This is a genomic window from Pseudomonas sp. BN417 (assembly GCF_029871205.1).
GTDB lineage: Bacteria > Pseudomonadota > Gammaproteobacteria > Pseudomonadales > Pseudomonadaceae > Metapseudomonas.
In genome coordinates, this window is sequence record NZ_SSOJ01000104.1 from 26,342 (window position 1) to 46,721 (window position 20,380).

The following is a 20,380-nucleotide window of genomic DNA, read 5'->3' on the forward strand; positions in this document are numbered from 1 at the left end:
CACCCTCTCCCCCGGCCCCTCTCCCGGAGGGAGAGGGGAGAAAAACTAGCGGCGCTTGAGCTTCATCTTTTCGCGGCCTTCGGCCGGAGTCAGGGCGCGGCCGCCGAGGCGTTCGATGATCTCGATGGCGCGTTCCACCAGTTGGCCGTTGCTGGCGTGTACACCGCGATCCAGCCAGATGTTGTCTTCCAGCCCGACCCGCACGTTGCCGCCCAGCAGCATGGCCTGGGCGACCATGGGCATCTGCGAGCGGCCGATGCCGAAGCCGGCCCAGGTGCAGCCCGCCGGCAGGTTGTCGGCCATGGCCTTCATGGTGGTGGTGTCGGCCGGTGCGCCCCATGGGATGCCCAGGCAGATCTGGAACAGCGGGTCTTCCAGCAGGCCTTCCTTGAGCATCTGCTTGGCGAACCAGAGATGGCCGGTGTCGAAGATTTCCAGCTCGGCCTTCACGCCCAGTTCGGTGATGCGCTTGGCGCCGGCGCGCAGTTGCGCCGGGGTGGATACGTAGATGAAGTCGCCGTCGCCGAAGTTCAGGGTGCCGCAGTCCAGGGTGCAGATTTCCGGCAGCAGTTCTTCCACGTGGGCGAGGCGCTCCAGCGGGCCGACCAGGTCGGTGCCGGTGCCGAACTCCAGGGGTTGCTCACCCTTGCCGATCTCCAGGTCGCCGCCCATGCCGGCGGTGAGGTTGATGATGATGTCGGTGTCGCTCTCGCGAATGCGCTCCACCAGTTCACGGTACAGCGCCACGTCGCGGCTGGGCTTGCCGGTCTGCGGGTCGCGCACATGGCAGTGGGCGACCGTGGCGCCGGCCTTGGCGGCTTCGATAGCGGCGGCGGCGATTTCCTTCGGGGTGACCGGAATGGCCGGGTGCTTGCCGACGGTATCGCCGGCGCCGGTAACGGCACAGGTGACAATGACTTCGTAGTTCACGGTTGTTTCATCCTTCTGCGAGGCGATCGGAAACCGTGCGCGGCAGACCGCGCACATGGCGTTGCGTTGATTACTTGAGGGAGGCGAAGGCGCTTTCGACGCCGTTCTTGCCGTCGAAGGTGGTAACCCCGGCGAGCCAGCCCTTGACCACTTCCGGATTGGCCTTGAGCCACTGCCGCGCGACCTTGGCCGGCTCTTCGCGGTCCATGATCGGCTGCATCAGCTGGGCCTCCTGTTCGCTGGTGAAGCGCAGGTTGGTCAGCAGACGATCGGCGTTGGGGCAGCGCTGGGCGAAGTCCGGCGCGGTGACGGTGGAGACGGTGGCGGCACCGTCGTTGGGGCCGAACACATCCTCACTGCCGGTAAGGTAGGTGATGGGCATCTGGATGTTCATCGGGTGCGGCTTCCAGCCGAAGAACACCACCGGCTTGTTGTTCTTCACCGCGCGTTTCACCGCGGTGAGCATGGCTGCCTCGCTGGACTCCACCAGCTTGAATTCGCCCAGGCCGAACTGGTTGGAATCGATCATCTTCTGGATCGCGGTATTGGCGCCGGAACCGGACTCGATGCCGTAGATCTTGCCGTCCAGCTGGTCCTTGAACTTGGCGATATCGGCGAAGGTGCGCAGGCCCTGCTCGGCGGTGTAGGTAGGTACCGCGAGCACGGCGACGGCGTCGTTCAGCGAGGGCTCGGCGGCGACCTTCACCGAGTTGCTGGCGAGGAAGGGTTTGATGTTGTCGTCCATGATCGGCTTCCAGTAGCCGAGGAAGACGTCGACCTGCTTCTTCTGGATGCCGGCGAAGATGATCTGCTGCGACGCCTGGGTCTGGGTGGTCTGGTAGCCGAGGCTGCCGAGCAGCTCGTTGGCGACGGCGGTGGTGGCGACGACGTCGGTCCAGCCGACCACGCCCACGCGGATCTTCTGGCAACTGGCGTCGTCGGCGGCGAATGCGGCGGAAGTGGACAGGGCGAACAAACAGCAACCAGCGAATGCGGTGAGACGTTTCATTGATGCTCCCCTTGCAGCCATACGGTTCATATATTTGTTGTGCAGGAGCCGGGGGCGACTCCTTCCGTTTTCGGGCGCCACGTCAGCCCGATGGACAAAATCTACGCAGCACTGGATCGCGCAATTCGAACTAAAACGACTACCTGTTGAACAGGAGCGACCACCTTTCTTGCGCTCGCCGCCCCAGTGTCTTTTAGTGCCTTATCCCTCTCGCGGAAAGCGGCCATGCCCCAGACCTTCAGCTTCCTCCTGCTGCCGGGCTTTTCCATGATCGGCCTGATGTCGGCGGTCGAGCCGCTGCGGGTGGCCAATCGATTTCGCGGCGAGCTCTACCGCTGGCGCATTCTCAGCCTGGACGGCGGACCGGTAGCGGGCAGCAACGGCATGTCGCTGAACGTGGATGGGGGGCTGGATGCGCCGCCCGAGGGGGATTGCCTGTTCGTGGTGGCCGGCTTCGAGCCCCTGGCCAGCTTCGGTCCGCGCCTGGCCCACTGGCTCAACCGCGCCGAACGCGAAGGGCTCCTGCTGGGTGGCATCGACACCGGCAGCTTCGTGCTGGCCGAAGCCGAGCTCTTTTCCAGGCAGCGCCTGACGCTGCACTGGGAGGCGATCGAGGCCTTCCAGGAGCGCTACCCGGCGCTCGCCGTGACCCAGGAACTCTTCGAGATCGACGGACGGCGCATCACCAGCGCCGGAGGCACCGCCAGCCTCGACCTGATGCTGACGCTGATCGGCCGCAGCCATGGCGAAGCCCTGGCCCTGCAGGTGTCGGAGCAGTTCGTGCTGGGGCGCATCCGCACCCAGCAGGACCACCAGCGCATGCAGATCGCCAGCCGCTTCAATGTGCACAACAAGAAGCTGGTGCAGGTGATAGGGGAAATGGAACGGCACAGCGAGGCGCCGCTGAGCTCGCGGGAGCTGGCCGAGCTGGTGCGAGTCACCCCGCGCCAACTCGAACGGCTGTTCCGCCTGCACCTGAAGGAAACGCCGTCGAACTTCTACCTCGCCCTGCGCCTGGACAAGGCCCGCCAGTTGCTGCGCCAGACCGACATGAGCGTGCTGGAAGTGGCCCTGGCCTGCGGCTTCGAATCATCCTCCTACTTCTCTCGCGCCTACCGGGCGCGCTTCGCCACCTGCCCGAGCCAGGACAGGCATGAGCATCCGGATCAGGAGCCGGTACAGCGAATGGGTTGAGCGAAACGCTCCTGTGGGGGCGAGTTCATTCGCTATGCAGGACGCAGTCCTGCCATTGACCTTGCAGGGGGCAGCTGCGCTGCCCACAGCGAATGAATTCGCCCCCACAAGGAAAGAACTCCCAGAGTTGCCTACACCGCCCTCCCCTGCTCAGCCAGCGCCGCCTGCACCAGAGGGTGCAGGGCGGCGCCGCGGTGTTCCACCTGCCAGGCCATCAGCTCGATGCGCATGGCCGGGGTCCAGAAGCTCTGCAGGTGCTGGCGCACGCCGCGCACGGCCTGGTCCTTGTCCGGTTCGGTAGCGAAGAACTGGGCGATCTGGTTGGCCATCTTGATCAGGTTTTCGGTGCTCATCGACGTACCTCGACTTTTTCCGTTCTGCGGCGTTCCTTGAGCAAGCGCCGCTGTTCGTCACTGAACTCCTGGTAGCGTTTCTGCCATTCGGAGGGCTGGTAGACCCGGGTCACATCCACCGCCGTGACCTTGTATTCCGGGCAGTTGGTGGCCCAGTCGGAGTTGTCGGTGGTGATCACGTTCGCCCCCGATTCGGGGAAGTGGAAGGTGGTGTAGACCACCCCGGGCGCCACCCGCTCGCTGACCTTGGCGCGCAGCACCGTATGCCCGGCGCGGCTGCCCACGCCCACCCAGTCGCCTTCGGCGATGCCACGGCTCTCGGCATCGGTCGGGTGGATTTCCAGGCGGTCCTCCTCGTGCCAGGCGACGTTGTCGGTGCGCCGGGTCTGGGCGCCAACGTTGTACTGGCTGAGGATGCGGCCGGTGGTCAGCAACAACGGATAGCGGTTGTTGACCTTTTCCTCGGTGGGCACGTAACCGGTGAGCATGAAGCGCCCCTTGCCGCGCACGAACTGTTCGATGTGCATGGTCGGAGTGCCGTCCGGCGCCTCTTCGTTGCAGGGCCACTGCAGGCTGCCGTGACGGTCCAGCGCGGCGTAGCTGACGTTGTGGAAAGTCGGTGTCAGCCGGGCGATCTCATCCATGATCTCCGAGGGGTGCTTGTAGTCCATGCGGTAGCCCAGGGCGTTGGCCAGGGCAACGGTGCCTTCCCAGTCGGCCTTGCCGCCCAGCGGCTCCATCACCTTGCGCACGCGGGAGATGCGCCGCTCGGCGTTGGTGAAGGTGCCGTCCTTCTCGAGGAAGGAGCTGCCCGGCAGGAAGACATGGGCGAACTTGGCAGTCTCGTTGAGGAAGATGTCCTGCACCACCACGCACTCCATGGCCGCCAGGGCGGCGGTGACGTGCTGGGTGTTGGGGTCGCTCTGGGCGATGTCCTCGCCCTGGCAGTAGAGCGCCTTGAAGCTGCCGGCGAGCGCCGCCTCGAACATGTTGGGAATGCGCAGGCCCGGATCGGGCTGCAGGGTCACGCCCCAGGCCTGTTCGAACTGGTGGCGCACCGCGTCGTTGGAGACATGGCGGTAGCCCGGCAGCTCATGGGGGAAGGAACCCATGTCGCAGGAGCCCTGGACGTTGTTCTGCCCGCGCAGCGGGTTCACCCCGACGCCCTCGCGGCCGATGTTGCCGGTGACCATGGCGAGGTTGGCGATACCCATGACCGCAGTGCTGCCCTGGCTGTGCTCGGTAACGCCGAGGCCGTAGTAGATGGCCGCGTTGCCGCCGGTGGCGTAGAGGCGCGCGGCGGCGCGGATGTCGTCAGGCGACACGCCGCAGATCGGCCCCAAGGCTTCGGGCGAGTTTTCCGGCTTGCTGACGAAGTCGCGCCAGCGGGCGAAATCCGCTGCTTCGCAGCGGGCGTCGACGAAGCCCTGGTTGACCAGGCCCTCGGTGACGATCACGTGGGCCAGGGCGTTGAGCATGGCCACGTTGGTGCCCGGACGCAGCGCCAGGTGCAGCTCGGCGCGGGCGTGAGGCGAATCCACCAGGTCGATGCGCCGCGGGTCGATCACGATCAGCCGCGCGCCCTCGCGCAAGCGACGCTTGAGCTGGGAACCGAACACCGGGTGGGCGTCGGTGGGGTTGGCGCCTATCACCAGCACCACATCGGCCTGCATCACCGAATCGAAGCTCTGGGTACCGGCCGATTCGCCCAGGGTCTGCTTGAGGCCGTAACCGGTAGGCGAATGGCAGACCCGCGCGCAGGTGTCGACGTTGTTGTTGCCGAAGCCGGCCCGCACCAGTTTCTGCACCAGGTAGGTCTCTTCGTTGGTGCAGCGGCTGGAGGTGATGCCACCGATGGAATCACGCCCGTATTTGAGCTGGATGCGGCGGAATTCGCTGGCCGCGTAGGTCACCGCCTCGTCCCAGCTGACTTCCTGCCAGGGGTCGTCGATGTGCTTGCGGATCATCGGCTTGGTAATGCGGTCCGGGTGGGAGGCGTAACCCCAGGCGAAACGACCCTTGACGCAGGAGTGGCCGTGGTTGGCCTGGCCGTTCTTGTCGGGGACCATGCGCACCAACTGGTCGCCCTTCATCTCGGCGCGGAAGGAGCAGCCCACGCCGCAGTAGGCGCAGGTGGTGATGACGCTGCGCTCGGGCTGGCCCATTTCCACCACGCTCTTTTCCATCAGGGTGGCGGTCGGGCAGGCCTGCACGCAGGCGCCGCAGGACACGCATTCGGAGTCGAGGAAGTTCTCGCCACCGGCAGCCGCCACCCGCGAGTCGAAGCCGCGGCCACTGATGGTCAGGGCGAAGGTGCCCTGGGTTTCCTCGCAGGCGCGCACGCAGCGGTTGCAGACGATGCACTTGCTCGGGTCGTAGTCGAAATAGGGGTTGGAGACGTCCTTCTGCTCGTCCAGGTGGTTGGCGCCCTCATAGCCGTAGCGCACCTCGCGCAGGCCCACCTGGCCGGCCACCGTCTGCAGCTCGCAGTTGCCGTTGGCCGAGCAGGTCAGGCAGTCCAGCGGGTGGTCGGAGATGTACAGCTCCATGACGTTGCGCCGCAGGGTGGCGAGCTTGGGCGTCTGGGTGTGGACGACCATCCCCTCCGTCACCGGGGTGGTGCAGGAGGCCGGGTAACCGCGCATGCCGTCGATCTCCACCAGGCACATGCGGCAGGAGCCGAAGGCTTCCAGGCTGTCGGTGGCGCAGAGTTTGGGAATGGTGGTGCCGAGCAGCGCCGCGGCGCGCATCACCGAGGTACCGGCCGGGACGCTGATCTCGCGGCCATCGATGCTCAGGCTGACCTGCACCTCGCTCTCGCGGGCCGGGGTGCCGAGGTCGATGTCGCTGGCGGGATCGAAGATGTTGATCATTGGTCGACCTCCGGGGTCGTCAGACCGAAGTCGGCGGGGAAATGCTTGAGGGCGCTGGTCACCGGGTAGGCGGTCATGCCGCCCAGGGCGCAGAGCGAACCATAGGTCAGGGTGTCGCAGAGGTCCTTGAGGAGGATCACCTGCTCGTCCCGCGCGGCGGCATCGGGCGCCGCCAGCAGGCGGTCGACCACCTCGACGCCACGGGTGGAGCCGATGCGGCAGGGCGTGCACTTGCCACAGGATTCCTCGGCGCAGAACTGCAGGGCGAAGCGCGCCATGTGCGCCATGTCCAGGCTGTCGTCAGCCACCACCACGCCACCGTGGCCGAGCATCGCGCCCATGGCGGCGAAGGCCTCGTAGTCCAGCGGGGTGTCGAATTGCGACGGCGGCACCCAGGCGCCGAGCGGCCCGCCCACCTGGGCGGCTTTCAGCGGCCGGCCGCTGGCGGTACCGCCGCCATAGCCTTCCACCAGCTCGCGCAGGGTCAGGCCGAAGGCCCGCTCCACCAGGCCGCCGTGGCGGATATTGCCGGCCAGTTGGAAGGGCATGGTGCCCAGCGAGCGGCCCATGCCGAAGTCGCGGTAGAACTGCGCGCCACGGGCCAGGATGACCGGCACCGAGGTCAGGGTGAGCACGTTGTGCACCAGGGTCGGCAGGCCGAACAGGCCCTGCAGGGCCGGCAGCGGCGGCTTGGCGCGGACCACGCCGCGCTTGCCTTCGAGGGAATCCAGCAGCGCGGTTTCCTCGCCGCAGATGTAGGCGCCGGCGCCCACACGCACCTCCAGGTCGAACGCGCGGCCACTGCCGCCGACGTTGGCGCCGAGGTAGCCGGCGTCCCGGGCGATCTGCAGTGCTTCGCGCAGGGTCTGCACCGCCTGCGGGTATTCGGAGCGCACGTAGATGTAACCCAGGGTCGCGCCGACAGCGAGGCCGGCGATGGCCATGCCCTCGATCAGCAGGAAGGGGTCGCCCTCCATCTGCATGCGGTCGGCGAAGGTGCCGGAGTCGCCTTCGTCGGCGTTGCAGACCACGTACTTCTGCTCGGCGGCAGCCCCGCGCACGGTGCGCCACTTGATGCCGGCCGGGAAGGCGGCGCCGCCCCGGCCACGCAGGCCGGAATCCAGCACGGCAGAGACGATTTCCTCGCCGCCCAGGGTGATGGCGCGCGCCAGCCCCTCGAAGCCGCCATGGGCCTGGTAGTCCTCCAGGGACAGCGGCCGGGTGATGCCGGCGCGGGCGAAGAGCAGGCGCTGCTGGCTCTTGAGATAGGGGATCTCCTCCACCAGCCCCAGGGCCAGCGGATGGGCGCTGGCATCGCCGGTGAGGGCATCCAGCAGGGCGGGCACATCGGCGGCGGTCACCGGCCCGAAACCCAGGCGACCTTCGCTGGTTTCCAGTTCCACCAGCGGTTCCAGCCAGTAGAGGCCACGGGAACTGGTACGACGCAACTCCAACGGCAGATTCCGTCGCTCGGCCTCGCGGACCAACGCCACGGCCACTTCGTCCGCGCCCACGGCACGGGCGACGGAATCACAGGGAATGCACAACGTCAGCATGACCCGTCCTCCAGGCAGCCATTCACCAGCGCGCGCAGGCGCTCGGGAGTGAGCCGTGCGTGCAGCTGGCCGTCCAGTTCCAGGGCCGGCGAGCAGGCGCAGGCACCCAGGCAGTAGACCGGCCGCAGGCTGATCCGTCCGTCGGCGCTGGTGCCGTGGTCGTCCAGTTCCAGCTGCTCGCGCAGCTGCGCGGCCAGGTGCTCGGCGCCCATGCTCTGGCAAGACTCGGCACGGCACAGGCGCAGGGTATGGCGTGCCGGCGGCGTGGTGCGGAAGTCGTGGTAGAAACTGATCACCCCGCGCACCTCGGCGAGGCTGAGGTTGAGGGCATGGGCGATCTCGGGGATGGCGACGTCGGGGATGTACCCGGCGCCCTCCTGGATGGCGTGGAGGATCGGCAGGAGGGCACCGGGGGTGTCCTTCTCGCGCTCCAGCACACTGTGGATCAGCGGCAGGTGAAGCGTCTCATCGGGCATACAGCGTTCCTCTGCTTCACGGACGAGGTGGACAAGCGGTCGTCCGGAGGTCTCGGCTGCGGCTCACCCGCCACGTCACGGAGGCGTGGCCTTGCTGGTGGCCGTGCTTGCGTCCCGGCGGGCGTCTGCGCGCGCTTATCCGGGGCATTCGCGGAGCTTGCCATTGCCGCCATTCGGGGGTTGCACCCCAGCGACCCTTCGCATCCTGAAACCGACCCAGGGTGGCGCGGCGGGCATTCGGGCTCCGGTTCCTTCTTTATAGGCGGTTCGAGAAAGGGTTGGCGAGGGACGGACCTGCGGTTGGCGCTGGATTAGTTGTAGGGGCGAGCTCATTCGCCAAGGGCAACGCAGTTGCCCCGTGCAGGTCCGACGGGCGGACCTGCGGCCCGCTTGGCGATTGAAATCGCCCCTACAAGACTTGCGCGCCCCCATGCCGAGGGCAGTTCCGAACCCGGCTTGCCCATTCGCGACCGCCTTGACGCTTTCGGCAATACCCCGGTCGCTTTTGCGCGATAGCGCCAGATTCCCCGGGGATATGCTCCCCCCAAAGCGCCGGCAGAAGATTCGGCGCATGGATAACAGGGGACAGCCTGATGAGCCCAGCCGAACTGCACGCCGACAGCATCGTCATCGACGGTCTGATCATCGCCAAGTGGAACCGTGAACTCTTCGAAGACATGCGCGTCGGCGGCCTGACCGCCGCCAACTGCACCGTCTCCGTCTGGGAAGGTTTCCAGGCGACGGTGAACAACATCGCCGCCAGCAGCAAGCTGATCCGCGAGAACAGCGACCTGGTGATCCCGGTGCGCACCACCGCCGACATCCGCAAGGCCAAGGAGCAGGGCAAGACCGGCATCATCTATGGCTTCCAGAACGCCCATGCGTTCGAGGACCAGATCGGCTACGTGGAAGTGTTCAAGCAGCTGGGCGTGGGCATCGTGCAGATGTGCTACAACACCCAGAACCTGGTGGGCACCGGCTGCTACGAGCGCGATGGCGGGCTTTCCGGCTTCGGCCGCGAGATCGTCGCCGAAATGAACCGCGTTGGCATCATGTGCGACCTCTCCCACGTGGGCTCCAAGACCAGCGAGGAAGTCATCCTCGAATCCAGGAAGCCGGTCTGCTACTCCCACTGCCTGCCGTCCGGCCTCAAGGAACACCCGCGCAACAAGTCCGATGAAGAGCTGAAGTTCATCGCCGACCACGGCGGCTTCGTCGGCGTCACCATGTTCGCCCCCTTCCTCGCCAAGGGCATCGACTCGACCATCGACGACTACGCCGAGGCCATCGAGTACGTGATGAACATAGTCGGTGAAGACGCCATCGGCATCGGCACCGACTTCACCCAGGGCCATGGCAAGGAATTCTTCGAGTGGCTGACCCACGACAAGGGTTACGCCCGCCGCCTGACCAACTTCGGCAAGATCGTCAACCCGCTGGGCATCCGCACCGTGGGCGAGTTCCCCAACCTCACCGAGACCCTGCTCAAGCGCGGCATGCCCGAGCGGGTGGTGCGCAAGGTGATGGGCGAGAACTGGGTCCGCGTGCTGAAGGACGTCTGGGGCGAATAAGCGCTCTTCAACCCTCTCCCCCTGGGAGAGGGGCCGGGGGTGAGGGATGTTGAATCCCGCTCGCAACCCCACCAACCCTCACCCCAACCCTCTCCCAGAGGGAGAGGGGGTTAATTCGGCCCGCAGCCGGGCCCAATCGAATTCCGGAGCTAAAACAACATGGCCAAACACGCCCCCGAACTGCCCATCGAAGTCGACAGCGAGACCGGTGTCTGGACTACCGACGCCCTGCCGATGCTCTATGTGCCACGCCACTTCTTCGTCAACAACCACATGGGCATCGAGGCCGAACTGGGCCCGGAACGCTATGCCGAAATCCTCTACAAGGCCGGCTACAAGTCCGCCTGGCACTGGTGCGAGAAGGAAGCCGAATGCCACGGCCTGGAAGGTGTCGCGGTATTCGAGCACTACATGAAGCGCCTGTCGCAACGTGGCTGGGGCCTGTTCCAGATCGAACAGATCGACCTCGACAAAGGCACTGCCCAGGTGCGCCTGAAGCATTCGGCCTTCGTCTACGTGTACGGCAAGGTCGGCCGCAAGGTCGACTACATGTTCACCGGCTGGTTCGCCGGCGCCATGGACCAGATCCTCCAGGCCCGCGGCAGCAGCATCCGCACCGTTGCCGAGCAGGTCTACGGCGGCTCTGAAGAAGGCCACGACGACGGCCTGTTCATCGTCAAACCTCTGTAAGGCGAGGCTAGGGCAATGGCATTCGAAGCAATGTTCCAGCCGATCCAGATCGGCAAACTCACCATCCGCAACCGTGTGCTGTCCACCGCTCACGCCGAGGTCTATGCCACCGATGGCGGCATGACCACCGAGCGCTATGTGAAGTACTACGAAGAGAAGGCCAAGGGCGGCATCGGCCTGGCCATCTGCGGCGGTTCCTCGGTGGTCGCCATCGACAGCCCGCAGGAGTGGTGGAGCTCGGTGAACCTGTCCACCGACCGCATCATCCCGCACTTCCAGAATCTGGCCGACGCCATGCACAAGCACGGCGCCAAGATCATGATCCAGATTACCCACATGGGCCGTCGCTCCCGCTGGGACGGCTTCAACTGGCCGACCCTGATGTCGCCCTCCGGCGTGCGTGAGCCGGTGCACCGCGCCACCTGCAAGACCATCGAGGAAGAAGAGATCTGGCGCGTGATCGGCAACTACGCCCAGGCTGCGCGCCGCGCCAAGGCCGGCGGCCTGGACGGCGTCGAACTGTCCGCCGTGCATCAGCACATGATCGACCAGTTCTGGAGCCCGCGCGTCAACAAGCGGACCGACGAATGGGGCGGCACCTTTGAAAAGCGCATGCGCTTCGGCCTGGAAGTGCTCAAAGCCGTTCGCGCCGAAGTGGGCGAGGACTTCTGCGTCGGCATGCGTATCTGCGGTGACGAGTTCCACCCGGACGGCCTGTCCCACGAGGACATGAAGCAGATCGCCAAGTACTACAGCGACACCGGCATGCTCGACTTCCTCGGCGTGGTCGGCTCCGGCTGCGACACCCACAACACCCTGGCCAACGTGATCCCCAACATGAGCTTCCCGCCGGAGCCCTTCCTGCACCTGGCGGCCGGCATCAAGGAAGTGGTCAACGTGCCGGTGCTGCACGCGCAGAACATCAAGGACCCGAACCAGGCCACCCGTATCCTCGAAGGCGGCTACGTGGACATGGTCGGCATGACCCGCGCGCACATCGCCGACCCGCACCTGATCGCCAAGATCAAGATGGGCCAGGTCGACCAGATCAAGCAGTGCGTCGGCGCCAACTACTGCATCGACCGCCAGTACCAGGGCCTGGACGTACTCTGCATCCAGAACGCCGCCACCTCCCGTGAATACATGGGCGTGCCGCACATCATCGAGAAAACCACCGGCGCCAAGCGCAAGGTGGTCGTGGTCGGCGGCGGCCCGGCCGGCATGGAGGCGGCCCGCGTGGCGGCCGAACGCGGCCACGATGTGACCCTGTTCGAGAAGAAGGACCAGCTCGGCGGCCAGATCACCACCGCTTCCAAGGCACCACAGCGCGACCAGATCGCCGGCATCACCCGCTGGTACCAGCTTGAACTGGCGCGCCTGAACATCGACCTGCGCCTGGGTACCGGCGCGGACCCTGACACCATCCTCGACCTGCGCCCGGATATCGTGGTGCTGGCCAACGGCGGTCACCCGTTCATCGAGCAGAACGAGCACTGGGGCGCCGCCGAAGGGCTGGTGGTCAGCAGCTGGGACATCCTCGACGGCAAGGTGGCACCGGGCAAGAACGTGCTGGTCTACGACACCATCTGCGAATTCGGCGGCATGTCGGTGGCGGACTTCCTCGCCGACAAGGGCGCCCAGGTGGAAATCGTCACCGACGACATCAAGCCGGGCATCGCCGTGGGCGGAACCTCGTTCCCCACCTACTACCGCAGCATGTACCCGAAAGAAGTGATCATGACCGGCGACCTGACCCTGGAGAAGGTCTACCGCGAAGGCGACAAGCTGGTGACCGTTCTGGAGAACGAATACACCGGCGCCCGCGAGGAGCGGGTGGTCGACCAGGTGGTGATCGAGAACGGCGTGCGCCCGGACGAAGGCCTCTACTACGCGCTCAAGCAAGGCTCGCGGAACAAGGGCCAGATCGACGTCGAAGCGCTGTTCGCGATCAAGCCGCAGCCCTGCCTGAGCCAGCCCGGCGACGGCTACCTGCTGTTCCGCATCGGCGACTGCGTGGCCCAGCGCAACACCCACGCGGCGATCTACGACGCCCTGCGTCTGTGCAAGGACTTCTAAGCTCACACACGGACGGCCCCCTCTCCCGCTTGCGGGAGAGGGCGGGGGGAGAGGGCAAACCGGCGACTCCAGCGTTTCCGGCCCCCCCCTCTCCCTAACCCTCTCCCTCAGGGAGAGGGGACTGGTTCGGAGCACCCCTTTCGGTCCCTGCAAGGAGACCAATTAGAATGCTGAACACCATTCTCCCCATCCTGCTCTTCGCCACCCTGGCACTGGCCGTGCTGGGCGCTGCGAAGCGCTTTTTCATGTGGCGTCGTGGCCGACCTGCCAAGGTCGACTGGATCGGCGGCCTCATGAACATGCCGCGCCGCTACCTGGTGGACCTGCACCACGTGGTCGAGCGCGACAAGTACATGTCCAGGACCCACGTGGCCACCGCCGGCGGCTTCGTGCTGTCGGCCGTGCTGGCCATAGTCGTGCACGGTTTCGGCCTGCACAGCCGGATCCTCGGCTTCGCCCTGCTGGCCGCAACAGTGCTGATGTTCGTCGGCGCCCTGTTCGTCGCCAGGCGCCGCCGCAACCCTCCGGCGCGCCTGTCGAAAGGCCCCTGGAATCGCCTGCCGAAGAGCCTGCTGATGTTCTCGGTGAGCTTCTTCATCGCCACCCTGCCGGTGGCCGGCATCCTGCCGGAAGGCTTCGGCGGCTGGTTCCTCGCCGGCCTCCTGGCCATTGGCGTGGCCTGGGGCGTGTCCGAGCTGTTCCTCGGCATGACCTGGGGCGGGCCGATGAAGCACGCCTTCGCCGGTGCCCTGCACCTGGCCTGGCACCGCCGCGCCGAGCGTTTCGGTGGTGGTCGCTCCACCGGCCTCAAGGCGCTGGACCTGACCGACCCGCAAGCTCCGCTGGGCGTCGAGAAACCCACCGATTTCACCTGGAACCAGTTGCTCGGCTTCGACGCCTGCGTGCAGTGCGGCAAGTGCGAGGCGGTGTGCCCGGCCTTCGCCGCCGGCCAGCCGCTGAACCCGAAGAAGCTGATCCAGGACATGGTCATTGGCCTCGCCGGTGGCGACGACGCCAAGTTCGCCGGCAGCCCCTACCCGGGCATCCCGCTGGGCGAACACGGCGGCGGCCCGCACCAGCCGATCGTGGTCCAGGGCGGCAAGGGCCTGGTGGAAGCGGATACCCTCTGGTCCTGCACCACCTGCCGTGCCTGCGTCGAGGAGTGCCCGATGATGATCGAGCACGTCGACGCCATCGTCGACATGCGCCGCCACCTCACCCTGGAAAAGGGCGCCACCCCGAACAAGGGCGCCGAGGTGCTGGAAAACCTGATCGCCACCGACAACCCCGGCGGCTTCGCCCCCGGTGGTCGCCTGAACTGGGCCGCCGACCTGAACCTGCCGTTGATGAGCGAGAAGAAATCCACGGACGTGCTGTTCTGGGTCGGTGACGGTGCCTTCGACATGCGCAACCAGCGCACCCTGCGCGCCTTCGTGAAAGTCCTGAAAGCCGCCAACGTCGACTTCGCCGTGCTCGGCCTGGAAGAGCGCGACAGCGGCGACGTCGCCCGCCGCCTGGGTGACGAGGCCACCTTCCAGCAGCTGGCCAAGCGCAATATCGCCACACTGAACCAGTACCGCTTCAAGAAGATCGTGTCCTGCGACCCGCACAGCTTCCATGTGCTGAAGAACGAGTACGGCGCCCTGGGTGGCAACTACGACGTCCTGCACCACAGCACCTTCATCGATGAGCTGATGCAGCGCGGCTTGCTCAACCTGGGTCAGCACTCTCTATCCAAAGAGCGTGGCGGCAGCGTGACCTACCACGACCCGTGCTACCTGGGCCGCTACAACGGCGAGTACGAGGCGCCGCGCAATGTCCTCAAGGCCATCGGTATCGAAGTGAAGGAAATGCAACGCTCTGGCTTCCGCTCGCGCTGCTGCGGCGGTGGTGGCGGCGCGCCAATCACCGACATCCCCGGCAAGCAGCGGATTCCCGATATACGCATGGTGGACATCAAGGAAACCGGCGCAGAGCTGGTGGCCGTAGGCTGCCCGCAGTGCACCGCCATGCTCGAAGGCGTTGTGGCACCGCGTCCGGAGATCAAGGACATCGCCGAGCTGGTGGCGGATGTACTGATTGAGGCAACGGTGGAAGCAAAAAAGCCGTCGGCGGCTAAAGCTGCCGTGGAGGTGGCGTGATGACCCGCACTCTGCACGCTTGTCTCCCCTCTCCCTCTAGGAGAGGGGCCGGGGGTGAGGGAAACCTCAGGTCCCTCGCAATCACCCGCCACCCTCACCCCAACCCTCTCCCAGAGGGAGAGGGGGCTGTCCGTGCAACCCTGGAGGCCTGTGTATGAGCGACATCATCCGCCGCGACCCACGCGCCGAGTGGATCGCCCGCAATCGCCTGCACCCCCTGCATGCCGCCATGCAGCAGCAGGGACAGACGAGCTGGATGGGCCCCAACGGCATCATCCGCAAGAATCCGCATGCAATAGCCGCAGGCTTCATCGGCCCCAACGGGCTCAAGCGCATCGACCGTAGCGGCGCCCAGCAGGGCACGGCCGGCAAACGCAGCAGCGCCGCCGAAGTGGTGCAATTGCCGCTGCATGTGGTCGAGCAACCGGCCTTCCACATCTGCGTGGTGCCGGACATGGTCGGTGGCCGCCTCTCCAGCCACGACAAGGACCTGCTGGGCCTGGCCAACAAGCTGGCCGGCAGCGAAGGTGCGGTGGTTGCCGTGCTCTTCGGCGAGGACAAGGAAGCCGCCTTCGACACCGCGGGCGTCGACCGCATCCTGCGCATCCAGGGCGATGCCTTCGAGGGCTACGCACCGGAAGCCCGCGTGCTGGCCTTGAGCGCCGTGGAAAGCCAACTGGCGCCACGTCACTGGCTCCTTCCCGACAGCCGCACCGGCGGCGGCGAACTGGGCCGCCGGCTGGCCGCCAAGCTGGGCGAACGCCCGGCCACGCGGGTCTGGCAGGTCGCCAACGAACAGGCCATCGGCCGCGCCGGCGCTGGCCGCGAGGACCTGGTACGCGCCGTGCCGCGTCTGATCCTCGCCGCTGCCGAGTGCGCCGAGCCGGTCAGCGAAACCCGGCATGAAGCCCGCCCGCTGGAGCTCGCTGCAAACATCGCCCACAGCCTGCCGCGCATCGAGGACCTCGGCCCGGTGGCCGTGGACCCGGCGCAGATTCCCATGGCCGAGGCGGAGTTCATTCTCTCCGGCGGCAACGGGGTCAAGGATTGGGCGCAGTTCCACGAGGCGGCCGTGGCCCTCGGCGCCACCGAAGGCGCTTCCCGCGTCGCGGTGGACGACGGCTTCATGCCGCGCAACCGCCAGGTGGGCGCGACCGGTACCTGGGTCACTGCACGGGTCTACCTGGCGGTCGGCATCTCCGGCGCCATCCAGCACCTGCAGGGCATCGGCGCCTGCGACAAGGTGGTGGCGGTGAACATGGACCCGGGCTGCGACATGATCAAACGTGCCGATCTCTCGGTGATCGGCGACTCCGCCGCGCTCCTCGCCGCACTGATCCAATTGGCAACCGAATACCGTCAGGGAGGTGCGCGCGATGCCGCATGACGCACTGAAGATCGTCAGCCTGGTCTCCATCGGCGCACACCCCACCTCGGGGCGCGCGCGCCGCGCCGACCACGATGCCCGTGCCGTCGAACTGGGCCTGCGCCTGGCGGGTCCCCGCCTGCGCGTGGTGCATGCCGGCAACCCCCATGAAGAAGCCCTGCGCGCCTACCTGGGCATGGGCCTGGATGACCTGATCGTCCTGGAACAGGGACCGCAGGACGACGCCCTGCATCCGTTGGGGGATTTCCTCCGCGAGAGTGGAGCCCAGCTTGTCCTCACGGGCAGTCAGGCGGAAACCGGCGAAGGCTCGGGGCTGTTGCCCTACCTGCTGGCCGAGCGCCTGGGTTGGCCGCTGGTGGTGGGCCTGGCCGAAGTGGAGAAGGTGGAGAACGGTGTGGCCCAGGTGCTGCAAGCCCTGCCCCGTGGCCAGCGCCGCCGGCTGAAGGTGCGCCTGCCCTTCCTCGCCAGCGTCGACAACGCCGCGCCCACTGCACGGCAGAGCGCTTTCGGCCCGGCGCGGCGAGGTCGCATCGAAGCAGAAGACGTCGAGCTGGTGGAGGATGTAATGTTCGCCGAAGCCCAGCTGCAGCCGGCGCGCCCACGGCCCAAACGGCTCAAGGTGATCAAGGCCAAGACCGGCGCCGAGCGGATGAAGGCGGCAACCGCCAAGGCATCCGGTGGTGGCGGCCAGGTTCTCAAGGACGTCTCGCCGCAAGCGGGCGCCGAAGCTATCTTCAAACTGTTGCTGGAAGAGGGTGTGCTGCGCTGACCGTGCGGCACCATTTGGGAGGAATAGGGCGATGATGCATGCCGATCTGATCGACCAGGAAGATTTTCGCGAGCGCCTGGTGGCGCTGGGATTCAGCGTCCCGCCGGGGGTCACCGCCGAGCAGGCCTGTGAACAGGCCGTGAGCGGCCTCAGCCCGGAACGCGCGCTGGCCCTGCGGCGTCTGGTGGAAGAGTTGCTGGGCGGCAGCGCCACCCTGCTGCCGAACGTGCGCGAAGCGATTTCGCGGACGCTGTTGCCGGCACTGGTACCGCGTTGAGAGGGAACTTCCGTAAATGAAAAAAAGGGCGCCATTGGCGCCCTTTTTTGTTGCAGGTGTAACTCACGAAAGGAATGCACAGCCTGTAGCCCGGATGCAATCCGGGACGGGGCGTAGGCATTCCCCGGATTTCATCCGGGCTACGAAGCCTCCCCTTGTGGGAGCGAATTCATTCGCGATTGAAATCGCTCCCACAGGCGCCCCTTACACCACCCTCACACTGGCGAAGGTGGACTCGCCCTGGGCGCGGCTCAGGGCTACGCCGGCAGTGGACGGCGCGCGCACCAGTTCGTCCGGTACCGGCATCAGGGCCACCACATTGGCGTTCTGGCCGGCGCGCTCGTCGCGCGGCGGGATGCCGAAGTACTCGCGGTAGCACTTGGAGAAGTGTGGTGTGGATACGAAGCCGCACACCGAGGCCACTTCGATGATCGACATGGCAGTCTGCTTCAGCAGCTGGCGGGCACGGATCAGGCGCAGCTTGAGGTAGTAGCGCGACGGCGAGCAGTGCAGGTACTTCTGGAACAGGCGCTCGAGCTGCCGGCGCGAGACGTCGACGTAGCAGGCCAGCTCGTCGAGGTCGATGGGCTCCTCCAGGTTGGCCTCCATCAGCGCGACGATTTCCTGCAGCTTCGGCTGGTTGGTGCCGAGCATGTGCTTGAGCGGCACGCGCTGGTGATCCTGCTCGTTGCGGATGCGTTCGTAGATGAACATCTCGGAGATCGCCGCCGCCAGTTCGCGGCCGTGCTCGCGGGCAATCAGGTGCAGCATCATGTCCATCGGCGCGGTGCCGCCGGACGAGGTGTAGCGGTTGCGGTCGATGGAGAACAGGCGGGTGCTGACGCCAGCGCGGGGGAAGGCTTCCTGCATGGCTGCGAGGCACTCCCAGTGCACGCTGCATTCGAAGCCGTCGAGCAGGCCGGCCTTGGCCAGTGCCCAGCTACCCGTGCACACGGCCCCCAGCTGGCGGCCCTGGCGGGACTGGGACTGCAGCCACTGCACGTGCTCGCGGCTGACGCTGTGCTGGATGTCCACGCCGCCGCAGACGATCACGGCGTCCAGGGCGGGGGCGCTGTCCAGGCCGCTGTCGGGGGTGATCTGCAGGCCATCGCTGGCGCTGACGGGGCGGCCGTCCTGGCTGAGCGTGTACCAGCGGTAGAGTTCGCGGCCGGAGAGATGGTTGGCCATGCGCAGCGGTTCCACTGCAGACGCCAGGGAAATCAGGGTGAAGTTGTCCAGCAGCAGGAAACCGATGGACTGGGGAACACGGTTCTGGGGTTGAGCCCCTTGGTTGAACTGTGACATCAGTGAAACCCTCAGGCTAGGCACGGGCGGAGCCTCGTTTGGAGGCTTTTTTGTTATGGCCTGGTACTGCGAAACCAGGAAGTCCTATTCCTACGCAAAGGTCGTGCCTAAATTGATTGATCGTTCAATTAAAAACCAGCGAATTCATCCAAAGCCCGTGCCACGGGGCCTAGGCATCAGCGACAGAATCATTCTGTTTGCGACCGCCAGGACCCGCGTCAATTGGGCCCTGGGGACTTAGGTAGCACTGGCGGTGGCAGAGAATGTCACCGCGTGCTGTAGGGGAATACCTTCAGTAACAGACTGAAGGTTCGATCAATGACCTTCTGGTCACCTCCCCGCCCACCGCATCACGCACCAAAAAATGGCAGCGGCGGGCGACCTGACCGATCGCGGGTCAGCATTCGATGGCGCTGACGGCGAGGCCGCCGCGCGAGGTTTCCTTGTACTTGTCGTGCATGTCGGCACCGGTGTCGCGCATGGTGCGGATCACCTGGTCCAGCGAGATGAAGTGCTCGCCGTCGCCGCGCAGCGCCATCTGCGCCGCGTTGATCGCCTTCACCGCGGCGATGGCGTTGCGCTCGATGCAGGGCACCTGCACCAGCCCGCCCACCGGGTCGCAGGTCAGCCCCAGGTTGTGCTCCAGGCCGATCTCCGCGGCGTTCTCCAGCTGCGCCGGGGTCGCCCCCAGCACTTCCGCCAGCCCCGCCGCCGCCATCGCGCAGGCCGAGCCCACCTCGCCCTGGCAACCGACCTCGGCGCCGGAGATCGAGGCGTTCTTCTTGCACAAAATGCCCACCGCCGCCGCGCCGAGGAAGAAATTGACCACGTCGTCCTCGTTGGCCTCGGGATTGAAGCGCATGTAGTAGTGCAGCACCGCCGGGATGATCCCCGCCGCGCCATTGGTGGGCGCGGTGACCATGCGCCCGCCGGCGGCGTTTTCCTCGTTCACCGCCAGGGCGTAGAGGTTGACCCATTCCATGGCGCTCATGGTGCTGCCGATCACGTTCGGCTTGCCCAGCTCCTGCAGGCTGCGGTGCAGTTTGGCCGCGCGGCGGCGCACGTTGAGCCCGCCAGGGAGGATGCCTTCGTGGCCGAGGCCGTTGTTCACGCATTCCTGCATGGCGTCCCACAGTTTCAGCAGCCCGGCACGGATCTCCGCCTCGCTGCGCCAGGCCTTCTCGTTGGCCAGCATCAGCTCGGCGATGCGCAGGTTGTGGCGCTGGCACAGCACCAGCAGCTCTTCGGCGCTGGAAAAATCGTAGGGCAGCACGGTGGCGTCCTGATCCAGCTGGCCGGCCTTGGCCTGGGCCTCGTCGACGACGAAGCCGCCGCCAATGGAGTAGTAGGTGTCGCGGTGCAGTTCACCGGCCGCGCCTTCGACGATCAGGGTCATGGCGTTGGGGTGGTAGGGCAGGTTTTCCTCGAGCAGCAGCAGGTCGCGGTTCCAGTCGAACGGCACCGGCTGGCTGCCGTCCAGCAGCAGCTCGCGGGCCTCCTGCAGCGCCGCGATGCGCGGGGCGATCTGCTTCGGGTCGACCTTATCGGGCCATTCGCCCATCAGCCCCATGACCGTGGCGCGGTCGGTGCCGTGGCCGACGCCGGTGGCCGACAGCGAGCCGTACAGGCGCACCTCGACGCGGCGCACCTGCGCCAGCAGGCCACGCTCGCGCAGCGCCGTGGCGAACAGCGCCGCCGCGCGCATGGGGCCCACGGTGTGCGAGCTGGAGGGGCCGATACCGATCTTGAACAGGTCGAACACGCTGATAGCCA

General features: G+C 66.4%; 16 protein-coding genes. 8 read left to right on the forward strand and 8 right to left on the reverse strand.

All coding sequences use genetic code 11. The annotated features are described in order from the left end of the window. Positions 1–45: 45 nt before the first annotated feature. Both E8F11_RS12680 and choX read right to left on the reverse strand, forming a co-directional pair. Positions 46–930 (reverse strand): 3-keto-5-aminohexanoate cleavage protein, encoded by an 885-nt coding sequence (locus E8F11_RS12680; RefSeq protein ID WP_280289175.1) that lies wholly within the window; start codon positions 928–930, stop codon positions 46–48. A gap of 70 nt (positions 931–1,000) precedes the next feature. Continuing rightward, positions 1,001–1,939 carry a choline ABC transporter substrate-binding protein gene (gene choX / locus E8F11_RS12685; RefSeq protein WP_280289176.1) on the reverse strand — a complete coding sequence of 313 codons (939 nt, stop codon included), beginning with the start codon at positions 1,937–1,939 and terminating at the stop codon, positions 1,001–1,003. Between the two features lie 225 nt (positions 1,940–2,164). Here choX and E8F11_RS12690 point away from each other — a divergent pair, with 225 nt between their 5' ends. After that, positions 2,165–3,133 carry a GlxA family transcriptional regulator gene (locus E8F11_RS12690; protein WP_280289177.1) on the forward strand — a complete coding sequence of 323 codons (969 nt, stop codon included), beginning with the start codon at positions 2,165–2,167 and terminating at the stop codon, positions 3,131–3,133. A gap of 131 nt (positions 3,134–3,264) precedes the next feature. Here the strand turns inward: E8F11_RS12690 and E8F11_RS12695 are convergent, their stop codons facing one another. From E8F11_RS12695 to E8F11_RS12710, 4 genes are read right to left on the reverse strand one after another with little or no spacing between them, the layout of a single operon-like run. Beyond that, the gene (locus E8F11_RS12695; protein WP_280289178.1) at positions 3,265–3,486 is read right to left on the reverse strand and encodes a formate dehydrogenase subunit delta; all 222 of its coding nucleotides are present in this window, start codon (positions 3,484–3,486) and stop codon (positions 3,265–3,267) included. Continuing rightward, positions 3,483–6,359, reverse strand: coding sequence for a formate dehydrogenase subunit alpha (gene fdhF / locus E8F11_RS12700; protein WP_280289179.1), 2,877 nt, complete (start codon positions 6,357–6,359; stop codon positions 3,483–3,485). The genes E8F11_RS12695 and fdhF overlap by 4 nt, the downstream gene beginning before the upstream one ends. Beyond that, positions 6,356–7,915: a formate dehydrogenase beta subunit gene (locus tag E8F11_RS12705; protein WP_280289180.1), complete on the reverse strand. Its 1,560-nt coding sequence runs from the start codon at positions 7,913–7,915 to the stop codon at positions 6,356–6,358. The genes fdhF and E8F11_RS12705 overlap by 4 nt, the downstream gene beginning before the upstream one ends. Then, positions 7,909–8,391 carry a formate dehydrogenase subunit gamma gene (locus E8F11_RS12710; protein ID WP_280289181.1) on the reverse strand — a complete coding sequence of 161 codons (483 nt, stop codon included), beginning with the start codon at positions 8,389–8,391 and terminating at the stop codon, positions 7,909–7,911. The genes E8F11_RS12705 and E8F11_RS12710 overlap by 7 nt, the downstream gene beginning before the upstream one ends. 593 nt (positions 8,392–8,984) lie before the next feature. Here E8F11_RS12710 and E8F11_RS12715 point away from each other — a divergent pair. The 7 genes from E8F11_RS12715 (at position 8,985) to E8F11_RS12745 (ending at position 17,302) form a co-directional block, all read left to right on the forward strand. After that, a complete protein-coding gene (locus E8F11_RS12715) occupies positions 8,985–9,962 on the forward strand; it encodes a dipeptidase (protein ID WP_280289182.1) in 978 nt (325 codons plus the stop codon). A 159-nt stretch (positions 9,963–10,121) separates the two neighbouring features. Further along, a complete protein-coding gene (locus E8F11_RS12720) occupies positions 10,122–10,652 on the forward strand; it encodes a DUF5943 domain-containing protein (RefSeq protein ID WP_280289183.1) in 531 nt (176 codons plus the stop codon). 15 nt (positions 10,653–10,667) lie between these two features. Further along, positions 10,668–12,728 carry a dimethylglycine demethylation protein DgcA gene (gene dgcA / locus E8F11_RS12725; RefSeq protein ID WP_280289184.1) on the forward strand — a complete coding sequence of 687 codons (2,061 nt, stop codon included), beginning with the start codon at positions 10,668–10,670 and terminating at the stop codon, positions 12,726–12,728. A gap of 167 nt (positions 12,729–12,895) precedes the next feature. Then, positions 12,896–14,869: a dimethylglycine demethylation protein DgcB gene (dgcB, locus tag E8F11_RS12730; protein ID WP_280289185.1), complete on the forward strand. Its 1,974-nt coding sequence runs from the start codon at positions 12,896–12,898 to the stop codon at positions 14,867–14,869. Positions 14,870–15,023: 154 nt separating this feature from the next. Further along, entirely contained in the window at positions 15,024–16,256 is a 1,233-nt protein-coding gene (locus E8F11_RS12735) for an electron transfer flavoprotein subunit alpha/FixB family protein (protein ID WP_280289186.1), read from the forward strand. After that, the gene (locus tag E8F11_RS12740) at positions 16,246–17,025 is read left to right on the forward strand and encodes an electron transfer flavoprotein subunit beta (RefSeq protein WP_280289187.1); all 780 of its coding nucleotides are present in this window, start codon (positions 16,246–16,248) and stop codon (positions 17,023–17,025) included. Before E8F11_RS12735 ends, E8F11_RS12740 begins: the two co-directional genes overlap by 11 nt. Before the next feature lie 31 nt (positions 17,026–17,056). Further along, positions 17,057–17,302 carry a hypothetical protein gene (locus E8F11_RS12745; RefSeq protein ID WP_280289188.1) on the forward strand — a complete coding sequence of 82 codons (246 nt, stop codon included), beginning with the start codon at positions 17,057–17,059 and terminating at the stop codon, positions 17,300–17,302. Between the two features lie 204 nt (positions 17,303–17,506). Here E8F11_RS12745 and E8F11_RS12750 read toward each other — a convergent pair whose 3' ends face one another. Together E8F11_RS12750 and E8F11_RS12755 are read right to left on the reverse strand one after the other, a co-directional pair. Then, positions 17,507–18,607 carry a GlxA family transcriptional regulator gene (locus E8F11_RS12750; RefSeq protein ID WP_280289189.1) on the reverse strand — a complete coding sequence of 367 codons (1,101 nt, stop codon included), beginning with the start codon at positions 18,605–18,607 and terminating at the stop codon, positions 17,507–17,509. Between the two features lie 397 nt (positions 18,608–19,004). Further along, positions 19,005–20,380: L-serine ammonia-lyase (locus tag E8F11_RS12755; protein ID WP_280289190.1), on the reverse strand; the 1,376-nt coding region annotated here is incomplete at its 5' end.

Coding starts and splice junctions, on each gene's coding strand:
- choX (WP_280289176.1), bottom strand. CDS start 1,939: ATGAAACGTCTCACCGCATTCGCTGGTTGCTGTTTGTTCGCCCTGTCC.
- E8F11_RS12690 (WP_280289177.1), top strand. CDS start 2,165: ATGCCCCAGACCTTCAGCTTCCTCCTGCTGCCGGGCTTTTCCATGATC.
- E8F11_RS12695 (WP_280289178.1), bottom strand. CDS start 3,486: ATGAGCACCGAAAACCTGATCAAGATGGCCAACCAGATCGCCCAGTTC.
- fdhF (WP_280289179.1), bottom strand. CDS start 6,359: ATGATCAACATCTTCGATCCCGCCAGCGACATCGACCTCGGCACCCCG.
- E8F11_RS12705 (WP_280289180.1), bottom strand. CDS start 7,915: ATGCTGACGTTGTGCATTCCCTGTGATTCCGTCGCCCGTGCCGTGGGC.
- E8F11_RS12710 (WP_280289181.1), bottom strand. CDS start 8,391: ATGCCCGATGAGACGCTTCACCTGCCGCTGATCCACAGTGTGCTGGAG.
- E8F11_RS12715 (WP_280289182.1), top strand. CDS start 8,985: ATGAGCCCAGCCGAACTGCACGCCGACAGCATCGTCATCGACGGTCTG.
- E8F11_RS12720 (WP_280289183.1), top strand. CDS start 10,122: ATGGCCAAACACGCCCCCGAACTGCCCATCGAAGTCGACAGCGAGACC.
- dgcA (WP_280289184.1), top strand. CDS start 10,668: ATGGCATTCGAAGCAATGTTCCAGCCGATCCAGATCGGCAAACTCACC.
- dgcB (WP_280289185.1), top strand. CDS start 12,896: ATGCTGAACACCATTCTCCCCATCCTGCTCTTCGCCACCCTGGCACTG.
- E8F11_RS12735 (WP_280289186.1), top strand. CDS start 15,024: ATGAGCGACATCATCCGCCGCGACCCACGCGCCGAGTGGATCGCCCGC.
- E8F11_RS12740 (WP_280289187.1), top strand. CDS start 16,246: ATGCCGCATGACGCACTGAAGATCGTCAGCCTGGTCTCCATCGGCGCA.
- E8F11_RS12745 (WP_280289188.1), top strand. CDS start 17,057: ATGATGCATGCCGATCTGATCGACCAGGAAGATTTTCGCGAGCGCCTG.
- E8F11_RS12750 (WP_280289189.1), bottom strand. CDS start 18,607: ATGTCACAGTTCAACCAAGGGGCTCAACCCCAGAACCGTGTTCCCCAG.